14 protein-coding genes are annotated in these 16674 nt (G+C 73.7%); 6 read left to right on the forward strand and 8 right to left on the reverse strand.

The window, feature by feature from the left end:
- From NQZ70_RS47895 to NQZ70_RS47920, 6 genes are all read right to left on the reverse strand, one after another.
- Entirely contained in the window at window positions 1-1242 is a 1242-nt protein-coding gene (locus NQZ70_RS47895) for a CinA family nicotinamide mononucleotide deamidase-related protein (protein WP_129580193.1), read from the reverse strand.
- Between the two features lie 186 nt (window positions 1243-1428).
- A complete protein-coding gene (locus tag NQZ70_RS47900) occupies window positions 1429-2325 on the reverse strand; it encodes an SUMF1/EgtB/PvdO family nonheme iron enzyme (protein WP_129580194.1) in 897 nt (298 codons plus the stop codon).
- Between the two features lies 1 nt (window position 2326).
- Complete coding sequence (locus tag NQZ70_RS47905; protein ID WP_129580195.1) at window positions 2327-3943, reverse strand: carboxypeptidase-like regulatory domain-containing protein; 1617 nt, start codon at window positions 3941-3943, stop codon at window positions 2327-2329.
- On the reverse strand, window positions 3943-4818 hold the full coding sequence (locus NQZ70_RS47910; RefSeq protein WP_129580196.1) for a YrdB family protein: 876 nt from the start codon (window positions 4816-4818) through the stop codon (window positions 3943-3945). The genes NQZ70_RS47905 and NQZ70_RS47910 overlap by 1 nt, the downstream gene beginning before the upstream one ends.
- Window positions 4815-5384 (reverse strand): cytochrome c-type biogenesis protein CcmH, encoded by a 570-nt coding sequence (locus tag NQZ70_RS47915; RefSeq protein WP_129580197.1) that lies wholly within the window; start codon window positions 5382-5384, stop codon window positions 4815-4817. Before NQZ70_RS47915 ends, NQZ70_RS47910 begins: the two co-directional genes overlap by 4 nt.
- Window positions 5381-7675 carry a heme lyase CcmF/NrfE family subunit gene (locus NQZ70_RS47920; RefSeq protein ID WP_129580198.1) on the reverse strand — a complete coding sequence of 765 codons (2295 nt, stop codon included), beginning with the start codon at window positions 7673-7675 and terminating at the stop codon, window positions 5381-5383. The genes NQZ70_RS47915 and NQZ70_RS47920 overlap by 4 nt, the downstream gene beginning before the upstream one ends.
- A 403-nt stretch (window positions 7676-8078) precedes the next feature.
- On the opposite strand from NQZ70_RS47920, the gene NQZ70_RS47925 reads away from it, so the two are divergent.
- Together NQZ70_RS47925 and NQZ70_RS47930 are read left to right on the forward strand one after the other, a co-directional pair.
- Window positions 8079-9341: a LeuA family protein gene (locus NQZ70_RS47925; protein WP_129580199.1), complete on the forward strand. Its 1263-nt coding sequence runs from the start codon at window positions 8079-8081 to the stop codon at window positions 9339-9341.
- 111 nt (window positions 9342-9452) lie between these two features.
- Window positions 9453-12428, forward strand: coding sequence for a carboxypeptidase regulatory-like domain-containing protein (locus tag NQZ70_RS47930; protein ID WP_129580200.1), 2976 nt, complete (start codon window positions 9453-9455; stop codon window positions 12426-12428).
- Between the two features lie 78 nt (window positions 12429-12506).
- Here NQZ70_RS47930 and NQZ70_RS47935 read toward each other — a convergent pair whose 3' ends face one another.
- The gene (locus NQZ70_RS47935) at window positions 12507-12899 is read right to left on the reverse strand and encodes a hypothetical protein (protein WP_129580201.1); all 393 of its coding nucleotides are present in this window, start codon (window positions 12897-12899) and stop codon (window positions 12507-12509) included.
- Window positions 12900-13113: 214 nt separating this feature from the next.
- On the opposite strand from NQZ70_RS47935, the gene NQZ70_RS47940 reads away from it, so the two are divergent.
- Together NQZ70_RS47940 and NQZ70_RS47945 are read left to right on the forward strand one after the other, a co-directional pair.
- Window positions 13114-13869, forward strand: a complete 756-nt coding sequence (locus NQZ70_RS47940; protein ID WP_129580202.1) for an HAD family hydrolase — start codon at window positions 13114-13116, stop codon at window positions 13867-13869.
- A complete protein-coding gene (locus NQZ70_RS47945; RefSeq protein WP_129580203.1) occupies window positions 13866-15170 on the forward strand; it encodes a hypothetical protein in 1305 nt (434 codons plus the stop codon). The genes NQZ70_RS47940 and NQZ70_RS47945 overlap by 4 nt, the downstream gene beginning before the upstream one ends.
- A 42-nt stretch (window positions 15171-15212) precedes the next feature.
- Here NQZ70_RS47945 and NQZ70_RS47950 read toward each other — a convergent pair whose 3' ends face one another.
- Window positions 15213-15659 carry a thioesterase family protein gene (locus NQZ70_RS47950; RefSeq protein ID WP_129580204.1) on the reverse strand — a complete coding sequence of 149 codons (447 nt, stop codon included), beginning with the start codon at window positions 15657-15659 and terminating at the stop codon, window positions 15213-15215.
- A 158-nt stretch (window positions 15660-15817) separates the two neighbouring features.
- Between NQZ70_RS47950 and hpt the strand changes: the two genes are divergently transcribed.
- Window positions 15818-16339, forward strand: a complete 522-nt coding sequence (hpt, locus tag NQZ70_RS47955; protein ID WP_061622783.1) for a hypoxanthine phosphoribosyltransferase — start codon at window positions 15818-15820, stop codon at window positions 16337-16339.
- The gene (locus tag NQZ70_RS47960) at window positions 16336-16659 is read left to right on the forward strand and encodes a lipopolysaccharide assembly protein LapB (RefSeq protein ID WP_129580205.1); all 324 of its coding nucleotides are present in this window, start codon (window positions 16336-16338) and stop codon (window positions 16657-16659) included. Before hpt ends, NQZ70_RS47960 begins: the two co-directional genes overlap by 4 nt.
- Window positions 16660-16674: the final 15 nt, after the last annotated feature.

The raw sequence follows: 16674 nt of genomic DNA on the forward strand, positions 1-16674 counted from the left end.
TCAGCGCTCGGGGAGGTTGCCGGCGATGCGGCGGAGGAGGTCCAGGACGGCGTAGGCGGCGCCGAGCTGGACCTCCTCGCGATCCCCCGAGAACACGCGGTCGCGCACGACGAGGCCGCCAGGGTGCGACACGGCCCAGTAGCACAGGCCGACCGGCTTCGTCGCCGTGCCGCCCGTCGGGCCGGCGATGCCCGTGACCGAGATGGCGACGTCGACCTCGCAGAGGCGGCGGACGCCCTGGGCCATCTCGGCGGCGACCTCGGCCGACACCGCGCCGTGGCCGCGCAGGGTGTCCTCCGCGACGCCGAGCAGCCGCGTCTTGGCGCTGTTCGCGTAGGTGACCGCGGCGCCGACCAGGTAGTCGCTCGCCGGGTAGCTGGTGAGCAGGTGGGAGATCAGCCCGCCGGTGCACGACTCCGACACGGCGAGCCGCCAGCCCCGGGCGCGCACGGAGCGCCCGACCATCTCCGGGAAGGCGTCGGCCCCCTCCCCGTACACGGCCGTGCCGAGCCGCTCGCGGACGTCGGCCGTCGCCTTCAAGGCCAGCTCGTGCGCCATCGACTGCGTGGCGGCGCGGGCGTGGACCTTCACGTCCACCTCCGGGTAGTGGACGCGATAGCCGAGCGTGATGCCGGGATAGGCCTCCTCAACGCCCTTCAGGAGCTCGCCCGCCGTGGACTCGGGCAGGCCGTAGGTGCGGAGGCGGACCTGGAAGGTGTTGTTCGGAGCCGCCGGCCGCACGCGCGGCAAGACCTGCTCGGTGAACATGCCCTTCATCTCCCGCGGCACGCCCGGGAGGAAGAAGACCGTGGACTCGCCGAGCTGGATCGCGAAGCCGGGCGCGGTGCCGGAGGAGTTCGGCAGGATCTCCGACCCGGCAGGGACCTCGGCCTGCTTCTCGTGGCCCGCGTTCATCGTCTTGCCACGGCTCTCGACGCGGCGGCGGATGGCGAGCAGCGTGCTCTCGTCGCGCACGAGGTCGGTGCCCGTCGCGCGCGCGGCGGCGAGCGGGGTGAGGTCGTCGGTCGTCGGGCCCAGGCCGCCGGTGGCGATCACCAGCCGGTGCGCGCTCGCGAGCTTCTGGACGGCGGCGACGATGTGATTGACGTCGTCGTCGACGGTGATGGATTCGCTGACCGTGAAGCCCGCCGCGGTGAGCTCGGCAGCGAGCCAGGCCGCGTTGGTGTTGAGGATCTCGCCCCGGGTGAGCTCGGTCCCGATCGAGAGAAGCGCGACAGTCATTGGGAAGGGGGACTGTAACCCAATCCGGCGCCGACGGAGCGCGTTTCCGGACTGTTTTGCGGTCGTTTTGGCGCGATTGTTCCCTTCCGCTTGCTTCCCTCCGGCTCCCTCTCCGCCACCCTCTCCCCCTCCCTCTCCCTCTCCCCCTCCCTTCCGGCGCGCGGCCGTGAGCGGCGCGGCGCACGCTCACGGCGGATAGGCGCACCGGAATCCGAGATCGGGCGAACGGGTGGATACCGGGACGAGCCGCCGATTCCAGGTGCGAAGCGCCGAGGCCGCCTCGTCGGACCACGACCCGCCGTGAGTTCCCGATATCCCGTCGTCGGGTCGATCGGGCGCCGCCCACTCGGCGACATTGCCGGCCAGGTCGAACACGCGCCCGTCCGCGTGCACGGCGGCGCCGTCAGGGCGCGAGCCTGCGAGCTCAGGGCCCGTCGCGCCCCATCCGCACGGGCCGGCGCGCAGGCCGAAGGCGACGCGACGGCAGACCGCGCCGGTGTCCCCCCACGGGTACCGCCGGCTCGACGGGCCCGCCGCAGCGAACGCCAGCTGGTTGCGCGAGGGGAGCGATCCGCCCGCGAAGGCGCAGTACCGGGCGGACTCTTCCAGGGTGACGCCCGTCACCGGGACCCCGGGCTCGCCGCGCAGCGGCACCGTCGCGCACGCGCCGGCCGCGACGCAGGCCGCGTAACGCTGCTCGGTGACCTCGAACGCGTCGAGCGAGAACGCCGGGACGAACACCTCGCGCGCCTCGACGATGCCCTGCGCCTCCCAGTCGCTCGGCCCGAGCCGCAGCGTCCCGGCGGCGACGCGCACGGTCGCGGCCGGCGCGACGCAGCCGGCGGGGGTCGCCGAGAGGCCCGGGCCGCATCGGCGCGGCGCGCCCGTGCAGAGGCCGGCGTCGAGGCGCTGGCCTTCGCCGCAACATCGCGGGCCGAGCGCGACCATCCCCGGCGCGCAGCGCGCCGGCGGGCCGGCGCGGTGGCGAGCGAGCGCCGTGATGCCGACGATCAGGAGGGCCGCGCCCGCGCAGAGGCCGGCCTTCCAGCCGAGCCTCCGTCCGGCGCTCGGCGCTGCCCCCACCTCAGGGCGGCGGCGATGCGGCAGCGTCCGCCTTCCGCCGCGCGCCGGACGGCTCGCGCGCGCCGGCGGTCTTCCCGCGCGCCGGCGTGGACTCGATCATGTTCACGATGCGCGCGAGCGCGTCGAGGAGCGCCGTCCGGACCCGGTCGTACGTCTTCGGGCCGACGTCGCCCCGCTTCCGCGCGCGCTCGAGCTCGACGAACTCGTCGAGCAGCGCGTCGCGCGCCTCGAGCAGCTCTCGCCGCTCCTCGTCGTCGGGCCCGCGGTCGCCCTCGCGCCGGCGGACGAAGTTCAGCGCGGCCCCGCCGATCACGGCCGCGCCGGCGAGGACGAGCGCGATCCAGCGGCCCACGCCGGGCGTCGGCAGCCCGCCCAGCGTGATCTCGATGGTCCTCATCCCGCCCTCCGCGCGGTTGCCCGCCTTCTCGGTGATCAGGATCTTCTTGCCGTCCCGGTTCTGGGTGCGCTGCGCCGCCGGAAAGCCGGCGACGTTGAGCGTCATGGACTTCGACGCCTCGGCCATCACCCGCAGCTGGGCCATGCGCGGCGGCAGCTCGATGCGGATCGTCTGGCGCTCTTCCCCGTTGAGCGGGACCTGCCAGCGGAACTGCCCTTCGTGCCGGCCGGGGCTCACCGTGCCGCGCAGCGCCACGCCGGTGCCCTTCACCTCCTCGAAGCGCACCTCGTCCATGCCCTCGCTCTTGTTGAACGCCTTGTAGTCCGGCGGGAGGGCGAACGTCTCGTCGGGGAGCCACGCGACGCGTCCCAGGTTGAAGACCTGGAACAGCTGCTCGACCTGGATCGAGTCCTGCCGCAGCTGGAGGTAGACGATGCCCTGCGACCCGACCAGCAGGCTGTTCACGTCCGGCGTGGCCTCGTAGACGTGGAGCACGGCGCGCTTTCCGGCCTCGGCGCTGAGCCCGAAATGCGGGAGCGAGAACGTCCCGCCGTTGCGCGTGACCGAGATGCCGTAGCTCGTGCCGCCGCCGATCGTGAGGTTCTCGAGCCGGACGGCGCCCGCGTCGTCGGTCTCTCGCGTCACGCGCTCGCGCGATTCGCCCTTCGTCACCGAGCTCTGCATGATGTCGACGTCGACGGCGATGCGAGGGATGGGCTGCCCGTCCGCGTCCTGCACGGTGAGCGCGATGACGCCGGGCGGAAGGCCGGCATCTTCCTGGGCGGTGTCGTCGGGCGCCTCGAACAGGCCGGTCAGCTCCTCGGCAGCGCGCCGGGATGCCGCTCCTCCCGCGGGCGACTTGCCCACGGGAGGGTGGCCGGAAGGCAGCTGCTGCTCGACCTCGGGGTGACCCGGCGGGAGCGCGCCAGGGGCGCCGGGCGCGCCCGCGTCCGCCGCTGCCGTCGAGGCCGCGGCGGGGCCCGCGCTGCCGGCAGCGGCGGCCCCGGCCGGCGGCTTCGTCGCGCTCGGCGCCGCCGTCTTCGCGTCCTGCTTCGGCGCCGCGGGCTGCGCGGGAGCCGCCTTGGGGGCCGCGGGCTGCGCCGGGGCCGCGGGGGCCGCCGCGGGTTGCGCCGGGGCCGCGGGCTGCGCCTGCGCCGCCGGCGCCGCGGTCATGCTCAGCGAGGCGATCGCGGCCAGCGCGGTGTACCTGGTCCAGCGCATCACGACGCCCTCCTGCTGTCGTCCTCGTCGACGCCGGCCGCGGCCTCCTCCGCCGCAGCCTGCTCGGCCAGAGGCGCGCCGGGCGCGCACTTCGTCCCGCACTTCTTGCAAAACACCGCGTCCTCGTCGTTCAGCGTGCCGCAGGCCGCGCACGCGAGCGCCTGCGCCGCGTCGCGCTCCGCCGTCGCCTCGGCCTCGGCGCGCTCGCCCTCCGCCGGCTCCGGGGCGCGCTCCTGCTCCGGCTGCTTGGCCCTGGCGCGCCTCCGCTTCGCCGGCCCCGCCTCCGAGGCGGCGCCCTCCGCCTCGCCCGCGGCGGCGTCCTCGCCCTGCTCCGCCGCCTCCACGCCGCCGTCGTCCTGGAGCCCGGCCCGCCGGAGGTGCCTCGTCACGAGCGCGGCGACCTGCTCGCGCCGCGGCTGCGCGTCGGCGTCCAGCAGGCGGAGCAGCCGCTTCGCCTCGGCGCGGTACTTCGCGACGAGATCGGCGTAGTCCTCGTCGCTGATCTTGCCGACGCTCCGCTCGAACTCCAGGTCCTTGAGCGCGCGCAGGACGGCCTGCTTCTGCTCCTCCTCGGCGCGCGGCGCGCCGATCGCGTACGCGTCGGCGCCGCTCAGCGGGGTCTCCCCGAGCAGCACGCGGAGGCTCGCCCAGAAGATGGCGATCACCGCGACGAGCGCGCCGCCCGCGAGCACGAGGATCGCCGCGGGCGGACCCGCGACGAGCCCCGCGATGCCGGCGCCCACGAGCGCCGCGAGCGGCACCCCGAAGCGGGCGTAGTGAACGATCTGCCGCTCGAGCGGCGAGCCAGAGCCCCGGTTCACGGCCTCGTGGGCCGTGGCCGAGGCGGCGCTTTTGGCGGGCGTTTCGGCGCTCATTCGCGGTCTTCGCGGTCGAGGTGCTTGAGCTCCTCGTCGAGCTTGTCGTCGTAATCGTCGCGCCCGCCGGGGACAACGCCCTTCGCGGAGCGCTCGCCGGCGGCGCGCGCCTCGTCGCTGCGCCGCTTCCATCGGCGCAGCGTGACGATGACGATGCCGGCGCCGGCCATGATGGCGGCGAGCGGGAAGAGGTAGAGCAGCCGCTGGCTGCCCTTGTTCGGCGGCACGGCCAGCGCCTCCGCCCCGAAGCGCTCGGCGTAGGCGGACTGGATGGCCTCGATCGACAGCCCCGACGCGAGCGCCGCGCGGAGCTGGTCGCGGCGCTCGTGCGCGGTGCCGCAGGTGCACGTCCCGAGGGTCTCGCGCGGGCAGCCGCACGTGCAGATCAGGCTCCAGAAGAGCTTGCGCTCGGTCTCGTTCTGGATGCCGACGGTGCCCGAGCGCTGCATCCCCTCCCCGAGCTGCTGGCCGTGGGCGAACTCCGGCGAACGCAGCAGGACGACGAGGGCGATGAGGCCCGCGGCGAGGAGGGTGATCCCGTGGATGAGGTGTCGTGTGCGGCTCATTCGAAGGCTGGCTGCCTCGGCACGGCAGGGGTCGGGAGCATTGCACCGATCGCGGGCGCCCGCCCGGGATCAACGGACGCGCCGGACGCGGGGGCGCCGGCCTCGCCGTCCGCGCCCCCCGGCGCGCTCAGGATCGGCGGCCCGAGCCGCTCCTGGATGGGGTGTCCGTAGGCCTGCGACGGGCCGCCGGCGAGCAGGAAGGCGAACACGACCGACGCCGCGACCGACCCCGCCGCCCGGACATAGCCGAACGCGCCGGCCTCCTCGAGGGCGATGTCGGGCCACATCGCGATGAGCGCGCCGAGGACGAGGATCCCCGCGCCGAACCACATGAACGAGATCAGGTTGTTCACGTGCAACTGGAAGGAGGCGACCTTCGTCTGGGGGTTCGCCATCCCGATGATCACGTAGAGGTCGTTCTTGAGTGTGATGTGCCGGGCGACCTCGGTCGACGGCGCCTCCGGGGTGGCCTTGTAGATGAACTTCGCCGGGCTGATCCGGCCGACCGGCGCGCCGTGGCGCTCGACGTCGAGGTCGGCGAAGACCATCCGCTTCTCGCTGTCGACCTCCATGCGCGGGCCGGCGTAGACGAGGCGGTACTCCTCGATCTGCACGGCCTCGCCCGGGCGGAGGCTGATCTCCTTGTCGACGCCCCACGCGCGGCCGGCGAACCCGATGAACATCACGGCGATGCCGACGTGCACGATGTAGCCGCCGTAGCGGCGCCGCGACCTGGCGACCAGGTTGTAGAACGAGGCGAAGAGCGACTCGCCCCCGCGCTTCTGCCGCGCCGCGATGCCGCGGGCGAACTCCTGGATGACGACGGCGACGTTGAACGCGGCGATCGCGACCGTGAAGAACGGGTAGGTCGACGCGAGCTTCGCGAGCGCGTCGCCGAGCTGGCCGGGATAGATCGGGTCGACGGCGACGAACGGGGCGAAGCCGACCTTCTTCCCGAGCGCGAGGTGGAGCGCCGCGGTGACGACCGTGGCCAGCACCGGCCAGCGGAAGCTCTTCCGGAAGAGCTCCGGCGACGTCTTCCGCCACCCGAGGAGCGGCGCGACGCCCATCAGGAGGAAGACCACGAGCGCGACCGGCGGGAGCCACATGTTGTAGAACGTGGGCCCGAGCGTCGACTTCTGGTCGAGCAGCCACTCGCTGATGCGCGGCCACACGGTCGCGACCGCGATGAAGATCATGATGCTGAAGAGGCCCCAGTTGTTGAAGAGGAACGCGGCCTCGCGCGACAGGAGCGACTCGAACTGACCGTCGCTGCGCAGCCGCGGCAGGCGGTAGACGATGAGCGCGGTGCACGTCGCCAGGATCACGGCCATGAAGCCGACGAACCAGATGCCGATGCCGGACTGGGCGAAGGAGTGCACGCTCGCGATGAGGCCCGACCGCGTGAGCCAGGTGCCGAAGATGGTGAGGAAGAACGTCCCGCAGATGAGCGACACGTTCCACACCTTCAGCATGCCGCGGCGCTCCTGGATCATCGTCGAGTGCACGTAGGCGCTCGCCGTGAGCCACGGGAGGAACGCGGCGTTCTCGACCGGATCCCACGCCCACGGGCCGCCCCAGCCGAGCTCCTCGTACGCCCAGAGCATCCCGAGCACGTTGCCGATCGAGAGGAACAGCCAGGAGAAGAGCATCCACTTCCGCGTCGCCACGATCCACTCGCTGTCGAGCCGGCCCGTGGCGAGCGCGGCGATCGCGAAGGCGAACGGGACCGCCGCGCTCGTGAAGCCGATGTAGAGGCTCGGCGGGTGGATGATCATGTAGAAGTTGCGCAGCTGGTAATTCAGCCCGTTGCCGTCGATCGGGGCGCCCGCGATGCTCGTGCGGAACGGGTTCACCGCGAAGATCATCAGCGCCGCGAAGAAGAGGAGGACGCTCATCAGCGTCGCGATGACGTACGGCTGGAGCTCCAGGTACCGGCGCCGCAGCCAGTAGACGCAGCCGCCGGAGAACACCGCGGTCAGGAACATCCACCAGAGCAGCGAGCCGTCCTGCCCGCCCCAGAGCGCCGCGATGAGGTACGGCGTGGTCATCGACCGGTCGCTGTACTGGGCGACGTAGGCGATGCGGAAATCGTGGCTGACGAAGGCGTACGCCAGCACCAGCACGCCGAGCCCGACCAGCGCGATGGTGCCGTACGCGCCGAGCCGCGCCGCTTGGAGCAGCCGCGGCCGCCCGCGCGCCGACGCGAGCGCCACCGCGAAGGTATAGGCCGCGGTGACCAGAATGGCGTAGAGGACGCCGGTCCCGAACTCAGGAAGGGATTGCCACATCGTCGTGGCCGCAAGCTTAGGCTTGCCCGGCGCGCGGGGCCAGCGCACCGCGCCCGCCGACTCGGCCCGCGCTGCCGCTGAACCGCGCCGCTGCGCGCGCGGCGCTCGCGGCCGTCTGCCCCGTCCTCGACCCGGCGCTTTTTCTGACGGGGCTGCACCCTGCCCCGCCGGCCCCGGTCCGCGCTCGCCGTCGGGGCCAGCGCGCGCTCGCCGTCGACACCCATGCGCTCGCCGCCAGCCCGCGCCCGGATCCTGTCGGCGTGACCCCGATGTGACGGAGCATGCATTACGGTGTCACCGCCGTCGTCGCGCGCGCCTTCGCCTGCGCCGTGCGTCATGTCGAGCGCCCAAGAAGCGCTTCGTTTCAGCCTCGGCGTTGAGAACGGCGCACTATACTCAGAGCATGGCGATCGCTGCCGACGCTGGCCGCCCGACCGATCTCATCTACGACTGGAACGAGGTGGGCCGCGTCGGGCGGGTCATCCCGAAGGAGATCGGCTTCTTCGACGAGACCCTGCGCGACGGCCTGCAGAACCCCTCCGTCGCCGACCCGAACATCGAGAGCAAGCTCAAGCTGCTCCACCTCATGGCCAAGATCGGCATCCACGTCGCCGATATCGGCCTGCCCGGCAGCTCGCCGCGGGCCTTCGAGGACGTGCTCCGGATGTGCAAGGAGGTGGCGGACAACCGCCTGCCGCTCCGCGTCGCCTGCGCAGGCCGCACGGTCGTCTCGGACATCACGCCGATGATCGAGATCTCCCAGCGCGCGGGGATCCCGGTCGAGATCTACGCCTTCATCGGCTCGAGCCCGATCCGCCAGCTCGCGGAGGCGTGGGACGTCGACCTCATCGCCCAGCGCAGCGCCGCCGCGATCGACGCGGGCGTGAAGGCCGGGCTGCCGGTCGCCTACGTCACGGAAGACACGACGCGCTCGCGCCCCGAGGTGCTGGCGACGCTCTTCAAGGTCGCCATCGACCACGGCGCGTCCCGGCTGTGCCTGTGCGACACCGTCGGGCACGCGACGCCCGACGGGGTGCGCAACCTCATCAACTTCACGCGCGCCATCGTCGCGGGGGCCGGGGCGTCGGTCGGCATCGACTGGCACGGCCACAACGACCGCGGGCTCGCGCTCGAGAACGCGATCTGGGCGCTCCAGTTCGGCGCGGACCGGGTGCACGGCACCGCCCTCGGCATCGGCGAGCGCGTCGGCAACGCCGCCATGGAGCTCATCCTGCTCAACATGAAGCTCCTCGGCCTCCTCGAGCACCAGGACCTCACCCACCTCCTCGAGTACTGCACGACGGCCGCGCAGGCGGTCGGCTGGGAGGTCCCCATCAATTATCCCCTGGTCGGACGGGACGCCTTCCGCACGGCCACCGGCGTGCACGCGGCCGCCATCATCAAGGCCGAGGCGAAGGGCGACGCCTGGATGGCCGACCGGATCTACTCCGGCGTGCCCGCCGGCATGTTCGGCCGCAAGCAGGAGATCTGCGTGGGCTACATGTCCGGCGCCTCCAACGTGAACTACTGGCTCAGGCAGCGGAAGATCGAGCCCTCGAAGGAGCTCGTCGACGCCATCCTGGCCAGGGCCAAGGCCACCGACCACATCCTCTGCGAGGAGGAGATCCTGGCCGTGATCGAGCAGCACCGCGGCCGCCAGGCCTGACCCCGCGGCGCCGGCCGGGGCCGTTCCAGGCCGGCCGGAGCACACCCCTCCGGCCGGGAACGGCCCCCGGGCGTTCGGCGTTTCGGCGGATCCGGAGTAGAGATCCACGCCGTGGCCGAGCAGGACAAGCAACCCGCAGCGGAAGCCGACCGGCCCGAGCGCCGGTCGCGCCTCGATACCGTCCTGGCCGCGATCGCCGCGCTGGTCTGCTTCCTCGCCGCGACCACGCTGCGCGATCTGGGCCCGCGATTCCTGCCGCAGGCGCCGATCCCCGCGCCCCCGGTGCCCGCCTGGGTCGAAGGGCGCGCCGCCGATCTCACCGCCACCGTGCGCGACGAGCAGGGGCGCCCGCTGAAGGACGCCACGGTGCGCGTCTTCGCGCTGCGCGAGGACCGCGCCTACTTCGCCGGCGAGCAGAAGACCGATCCGGCCGGCGAGGCGCGCTTCGCCGGCCTGCCGTCCGGGGAGACGTGGATCCTCGCGTACGGCGCGGAGCGGGCCCGCGCCTCGGCGCGCCTCGCCCTCGAGCCGGGCCCCCGCGCCGTCGACCTCGCGCTGCGGCCCGCGAAGGTGCTGGACGTGCTCGTCGTCGACGAGGCCGAGCGCCCGATCGACGGCGCCGAGGTCACGGTCGCGACCGCCGATCCCCTCCCCTTCGTGGCGACGACCGCCGAGGGGGGGCGCGCGCGGTTCGAGCGGCTCGGAGCGGCGCCCTACGTCGTCCGCGCGTCGGCGCTCGGCTTCGAGGACACCGTAAGGACGGGCATCGTGCCGGGGCCGGTGCCGCTCCGGCTCCGGATGGAGCGGCTCGGCGCGCTGACGGTCCGCGTGGTGGACGCGGAGGGGCAGCCCGTCGACGGCGCGACCGTGCTCGCCGCCGGCACCGGCCTGTGGCCGGCGCGAAGCACGACCACCGACGCGACCGGCGCCGCGAGGATCGCCGGGCTCCGCGATGGGGTGTACGACCTCAAGGCGCGGCGCGGCGCCGCCGTGAGCGCGACAGCGCTCGCCGTGCCCGTGAAGCGCGGCGAGGGCAAGGAGGTGAAGCTCGTCCTCGGGCCCGGCCGCCACGTGCGGATCCTCGTGACCGACGGCGACGGCGAGGGCGCGCCGCCCGTGAAGGGCGCGAACGTCGTGCTCGTCGAGCAGGGGCTGTCGGCGTTCCCGCTGCACGGGCGCACGGGCGACGACGGGTCCGTGTCGCTCGGGCCCATCGCGCCGGGCTACGCGAGCGCGTCGGCCCTCGCGGCCGGCTTCGTGCCGAGGAACGCGGTGCAGGTCGAGGCCGGCGCCTCCGAGGTCCGCATCCCGCTGCTCCGCGGCGGCGCGCTCGTGGGCGAGGTCGTCGACGATCGCGGCTACCCGGTCCCGGGCGCGACCATCGAGATCGTCGGGGCCGACGCCGAGGGGATGCCCATCGACGAGACCACCGCGATGTCCGAGTTCAGGGACGAGCACTTCGAGCGCGCCCTGCCCGGCCCGGCGCCGCTGATCCCGGCGGGAGAGCTCGGGGTGATGCCCGGCCCCATCCCGGACCTGCCGCGCGGCGACGCGATCCTCCCGGTCGCGGCGGCGCGGTCGGGCGACCCGTGGGTCACGCGCGCCGACGGCACCTTCCGGGCCGAGCCCGTCACCCCGGGGCGCGTCCACGCGATCGTCCGGCACCCGGAGTACGTGGAGACGCCCAGCGAGGTCGTGACGCTCCCGCCGGGCGGCGAGGCCCGCGTGCGCGTGGTGATGCGCCAGGGCGGCCTGCTCGAGGGCCGCGTCCTCGAGGAGGACCGCAGGCCGGTCGCCGGCGCGCGCGTCGAGCTGGCCGCGACCGCGGGCTCGCTCGAGCGGGTGACGTACTCCGCCGACGACGGCACGTTCGCGTTCGCCGCGGTCCCCGACGAGGTGCTCGTCTCGGTGTCCCGGCCCGAGTCGCCCGGGGACGTCGTGGCGCGGCTCGTCGTCGAGGTCCCGGAGCGCGATCGCAAGGAGATCGAGGTCGTCCTCCCGAAGGTGCGCGAGGCCGTGGCCATCCGCGTCACCGACGATCGCGGCTACCCGCTCGACCGCGCCGAGGTGCGCGTCCTCTCGCTCGACGTCGCCGTCCCGCTCCGGAAGACGCTCTTCACGGACGACGGCGGCGACGCGCTGCTGCCCGACGCCGCCGGCCTCCCGCTCCGGATCAGCCTCGTGCGCTCCGGCAGGGCCCCGCGCGTCGAGCAGGTCGACGCCGCGCCGAAGGAGCTGCGGCTCGAGATGCGCGCCGCGCTCAAGGCCACCGGCACCGTGACCGGGCGCGGCGGGCGCGAGCGGCTCGAGGGCGCGCGGATCACCTTGTTTTCTCCGACCGGGCCGCGCCGCGCCACGAGCGACGCGGAGGGCGCCTTCACGCTCGGGGACCTCGCGCCGGGGCAGCTCCGCATGACGGTGACCCGCGACGGGTTCGCGCCGGCCACGCTGCGGGTCACCCTCGCCGGCGACCGCGATCGCCCGACGGACCTCGGGCGCATCGACCTGTTCGAGGCCGGAGAGGTCGCCGGCCAGGTCGTCGATCCGCGCGGGGATCCGGTCGCCGGAGCCCGCGTGGCGCGCGACCGCGTGCCGACGTACCTGCCGCTCGGCCCGCTGCCGCCGGGCGTGGTGCTCACCGACCGGGACGGGCGGTTCCAGCTCGGCGGCCTGCCCGAGGGCACGGCGGTGCTCGAGGCGTACAGCGCGGAGCTCGGGCGCGCCGAGTCGCAGCCGGTGCAGGTGCGGGCCGGCAGGACGACCGAGCGCGTCCGGATCGCGCTGCCGGGCGACGGCGCGCGGCAGGACCCGAAGGGCGCCGGGAGCCTGGCGGTGACGCTCGGCGAGGAGCGCCGGACCGTGACCGTGGTGTCGGTGCCCCCGGCGAGCGAGGCGGAGGAGGCCGGCATCGAGCCCGGCGATCGGCTCCTGTCCGTGAACGGCGTCGAGGTGCGCTCCATCGAGGAGGCGCGGCGGCGGCTCACCGGGCCGCTCTCGGAGGACGTGGTGGTGCTGCTCGCGCGCGACGGCGAGCGCGGCGAGGCGCGGTGGCTCACGCGGGTGCGGCGGGAGCGGGTGCGGCGGTAGGCGGCCGGCGGTAGGCGGCCGGTGCGCCCGGCGGCGGCCCCGGCGGGCGCGGGGCGAGGCGGCGGGCGCCGCCCGAGCTCAGTTCTTCGCCTTGGCCAGCACGATCGCGCGGCCGTCGCCGATCTCCCAGCGCATCGTCTGATCCGTGGCGAAGCGGAACTGCGCCTCGTCGAGCCCGCCCTCGGGGCGGAGGAACGCGACGGTCACCTGATCGCCCTCGGCCTTGGTCACCTTGAAGGTGCCGCTGCGCGGCGTCTCCGCTGGCAGGGTCACCGTCACCTTGGCGCCGTTGAACTCGAGCGCCGTCCCCTTGACCCACCCGGTCGCCTTCGTGAGCTGCTCCACGGGCGCGTTCTCGATGGACTCGCCGTACCAGCGCCCCTGAAGGCGATCGCGAGGGGTCTTCGAGCAGCCCGACACGGCGGTCAGCGCCATCGCCAGGGCCAGAGCGGTCATGATGCGGTTCTGCATGGGCCTTCCTTCAGGAGCTCGAGCGCCCCCGGTGTGGAAAATCCTACGAAGAATGGAACACAATGGTCAACAATGTGGGATGTTTCTGCACACTTACCGACTCGTGGGCCAGGCTTCGGGGGCGGACACCGCGGCTTCTGGGGCGGGTGAGTTCGCGCTATAGGGTTCCGCCCGAGGAGCGGCGCGGGGCGCGCTCCCTCACGGCGCGACGACCTTGAGCACGCTGTTCTACGAGAAGCGCCTCGTCCCCCTCGAGCGGACGCGGCTCCTGGACTCCATCGTCGAGCGGGCGGCCGACCGATCCGAGGGGCCGCCCGTGATCGTCTTCGATCTCGACGGCACCCTCATGGACAACCGGCCGCGGGTGGTCGCGATCCTCCACGAGCTCGCGGAGGAGTGGCGCCGCAAGCACCCGCACGTCGCCGCCCTCCTCGAGCGCGCGTCGCCCGAGGGCATCGTGTACGGGTTCCAGGACAACCTGCGCCGGCTCGGCGTCGACGACGAGTCGCTCCACCTGCACGCGTTCGAGTTCTGGAAGGCCCGCTTCTTCAACGATCCGCACATCCGGCACGACGTCGAGGTGCCCGGCGCGAGCCGGTACGCGCGCGAGTGCCATGCGGCGGGGGCGACGCTCGTGTACCTCACCGGGCGCGACCTCCCGAACATGGCGCTCGGCTCGTTCGCGAGCCTGCGCGACCTCGGCTTTCCCATCGGGGTCATCGGCACGGAGCTCGTCGTGAAGCCGCGGTTCGAGATGCCCGACACCGAGTTCAAGCGGAGCGTCGCCCCGCAGCTCTCGCGGCTCGGGCGCGTGATCGCGGCGTTCGACAACGAGGCGGCGAACTGCAACCTGCTCGTGGACTGCCACCCCCGCTGCACCGCGGTCTTCCTGGACACGCAGTGCGCGCCCGACCCGCCGCCGCTCGACCCGCGGGTGCAGGTGATCCACACCTTCGAGCGGGAGCCGTGATCCGCGCCCGCATCGCCGCCATCGCCCTGCTGCTCGCCGCCGCCGGCTGCGAGCCGTCGCGCCAGCAGCCCGCCGGCCTGGTGGAGGCCGGGGCGAGCCCGAACGCGAGGATCCTCCCCGCGCCGCTCGCGAACGAGGCGCCGGACCTGCTCGACGCCTCCACGGTCGAGGCCAGCGCGAAGCTCGTGTCCGACGACTACGGCCGGCTGATCATGTCCGAGGCGAGCCAGCAGTCGCCGCAGCCGCTCTCGCCGGCGACCCCCCTGCCCGACGATGCGCTCTCGCCCCGCGAGCTCGCCGGCGTCACGCTCGAGGCGGCCTTCCGCTGGCGCGACGTGCCGCAGCCCCCCAAGGCGCCCGAGGTGGCGGCCGCCGGGGTCCACGCGGCGCAGCGGCTCACCGACCTGTCGTGGAAGGTCGATCTCACGGAGACGGGCCGCATGCGGGTCCAGTTCACGTCGCGCGCGCTGCCGCTGCCGCCCGGCTCCGAGCTCCGCGCCCGCCACGACGTCTACGGGGAGATCCTGCTCTGGCCGGCCTCGGCCCAGTACCGGGTCTTGCCGCCGGGCGCGCTCCGCACGCTGCTCGGCGAGCGGCGCGTCGACGTGACGCCGCTGTCGGCCGGCTCGGCGCGCCCGGTCGGCGAAGGCAAGCGGCTCGAGGTCGACGTCCGCAAGGTCGAGGTGCACGCGAGCCTCGGCGCGCTGTACCTGGAGCTCGGCAGGATGCCGGAGGCCGGCGACGGGGGGCCCCTGCTCTGCCGGGCGCTCTTCGAGATCCTCGGCGTCGATCCGAAGTCGCCCGAGTGCGTGGCCGGCGAGGTGCCGCTCTACGCGAGCTATGCCTGGCAGAGCGGCGGCGGCGTCGCGTTCGAGGTCACGTCGGCCGTCCGGCGCACCGATCTGCTGTCGACCGACCTGCTCATGCCGCCCCCGAGCTCGGCGTACGCCGCCGCGGGGCTCCCGTCGGCGCAGGGCGGCGTCTTCCTGACGCGCGATGAGCTCGCGGCCATCCGGACCGAGCCGCTCCCGCTGCCCGCGAGCGTCGACCCGGGCGCGCCCGGCGAGGGCTTCGTCGCGGTCAACCAGACGGACGCGCTGTACTACCTGCTCGTCGACGGCATCCCCGCGGTCGCGGTGCCTCCGATGAGCGAGCGCTACGTCGCCGGCCCCCAGCGCGGGCGCTACGTCGTCCAGTGGCGCACGTTCCTCGGCGAGAGCATCGACCCGCCGCAGACGGTCGAGATGCCGGCGCGCCTCGTGCGCAGCGGCGCCGACGCGGGCGCGGCGGACGGCGACTGAGCGGCGCGGCGGGCGGCGGCTGAGCGGGCGCGGCGGGCGGCGCTAGCCGCCGGGCGCCGTCTCGGGGCTCGACAGGAGCCTGGCGATGTCGTCCGGGATCCGCGTCAGCGTGAGGTTCGAGCCGAGGCACGCGAGGAGGATGTCGCCGTCGCAGATCACGTCCTCGCCCCGGAGGATGCGGTAGCTGAACCGCGCGGTCACCCGCTGGACCTCGCGGCAGGTCGTCTCGACCACGAGGTCGTCGCCGAAGCGCGCCGCCTTGCGGTACTTGATCCGCAGCTCCGCGACCGCGAGATGGAGATCGCGCCGCACCATCTCCTCGTAGGAGACCCCGCGGCGCTTCAGCCAGTCGATGCGGCCGGCCTCCAGGTAGACGACGTAGTTCGCGTGGTGGACGATGCCCATCAGATCCGTCTCGCAGAAGCGGACGGTCAGCGGGGTGCGCGAGGTGAGGTGCGGGGGCGCGTCGGGCGAAGGAAGTGGCTGCATCGCGAGCGGCGCGGAGACTAACCCACTTTCGACCCGGCGGGCGGAGCGGCCGCGCGGCCTGGGATCCGCGCGCTCCCTCCGAGGCGGCTGGCGGCGCGCGGGGGCGAGGACGTGCCTCGGCGCTGGTGGCGGGGGCGCCGCGATGCTAGCGCGGCGCCATGGCGAATGTCCGGACGCTGCTGTCCGCCGAGCAGATCGGCGCCCGCGTGCGCGACCTCGGCGCGCAGATCACCAAGGATTACGCGGAGCGGCGGCTCGTGCTCGTCTCCGTGCTCAAGGGGAGCTTCGTCTTCACCGCCGACCTCGCGCGCCACATCGACCTGCCGGTGCGCATCGAGTTCCTCGGCGTGCGCAGCTACGGCGAGGGCACGGACTCGACCGGCGTCGTCCAGATCACGCAGGACCTGACGCGCCCGATCGAGGGCGAGGACATCCTCCTCGTCGAGGACATCGTCGACACCGGCCTCACGATCTCGCACCTGCTCCAGCTCTTCCGCACGAGGATGCCGAGCAGCGTGAAGGTCTGCGCGCTCCTGCACAAGCCCGCCCGCGCGCGGGTCGAGGTGCCAATCGACTACCTGGGCTTCACGATCGAGGACAAGTTCGTCGTCGGCTACGGGCTCGACTGGGCCGAGCGCTATCGGAACCTGCCGTTCATCGGCGTTGTGGAGGCGACGTGAGCAAGCGGCTGCTGATGCTCGAGAAGATGACCCGGGACGGGTCGAAGGACCCGTTCCACTGGTACGCGCTCGCGCTGGAGTACTCCGGGCAGGGCCGCCAGGACGACGCGCTCGCCACGTTCACCGCGCTCCGGGCGATGGACCCGGGCTACGTGCCGATGTACCTGATGTGCGGGACGATGCTGGTGAAGGCCGGCCGCCTCGACGAGGGGCGCGCCTGGCTCAGCGACGGCATCGGGGTCGCGCGCGGCAAGGGAGATCAGCACGCGCTGAGCGAGCTCCAGCAGGCGCTCGCCGGCGCGGGCGACGACGACGCGTGACGCGGTGAGGGCGAC

Origin of the sequence: Sorangium sp. So ce836 (assembly GCF_028553905.1) — a bacterium.
GTDB lineage: Bacteria > Myxococcota_A > Polyangia > Polyangiales > Polyangiaceae > Sorangium > Sorangium cellulosum_D.

Bases quoted from the DNA above. Each gene is read 5' to 3' on its own strand.
- NQZ70_RS47895 (WP_129580193.1), bottom strand. From the start codon at position 1,242: ATGACTGTCGCGCTTCTCTCGATCGGGACCGAGCTCACCCGGGGCGAG.
- NQZ70_RS47905 (WP_129580195.1), bottom strand. From the start codon at position 3,943: ATGCGCTGGACCAGGTACACCGCGCTGGCCGCGATCGCCTCGCTGAGC.
- NQZ70_RS47910 (WP_129580196.1), bottom strand. From the start codon at position 4,818: ATGAGCGCCGAAACGCCCGCCAAAAGCGCCGCCTCGGCCACGGCCCAC.
- NQZ70_RS47915 (WP_129580197.1), bottom strand. From the start codon at position 5,384: ATGAGCCGCACACGACACCTCATCCACGGGATCACCCTCCTCGCCGCG.
- NQZ70_RS47920 (WP_129580198.1), bottom strand. From the start codon at position 7,675: ATGTGGCAATCCCTTCCTGAGTTCGGGACCGGCGTCCTCTACGCCATT.
- NQZ70_RS47925 (WP_129580199.1), top strand. From the start codon at position 8,079: ATGGCGATCGCTGCCGACGCTGGCCGCCCGACCGATCTCATCTACGAC.
- NQZ70_RS47935 (WP_129580201.1), bottom strand. From the start codon at position 12,899: ATGCAGAACCGCATCATGACCGCTCTGGCCCTGGCGATGGCGCTGACC.
- NQZ70_RS47950 (WP_129580204.1), bottom strand. From the start codon at position 15,659: ATGCAGCCACTTCCTTCGCCCGACGCGCCCCCGCACCTCACCTCGCGC.
- hpt (WP_061622783.1), top strand. From the start codon at position 15,818: ATGGCGAATGTCCGGACGCTGCTGTCCGCCGAGCAGATCGGCGCCCGC.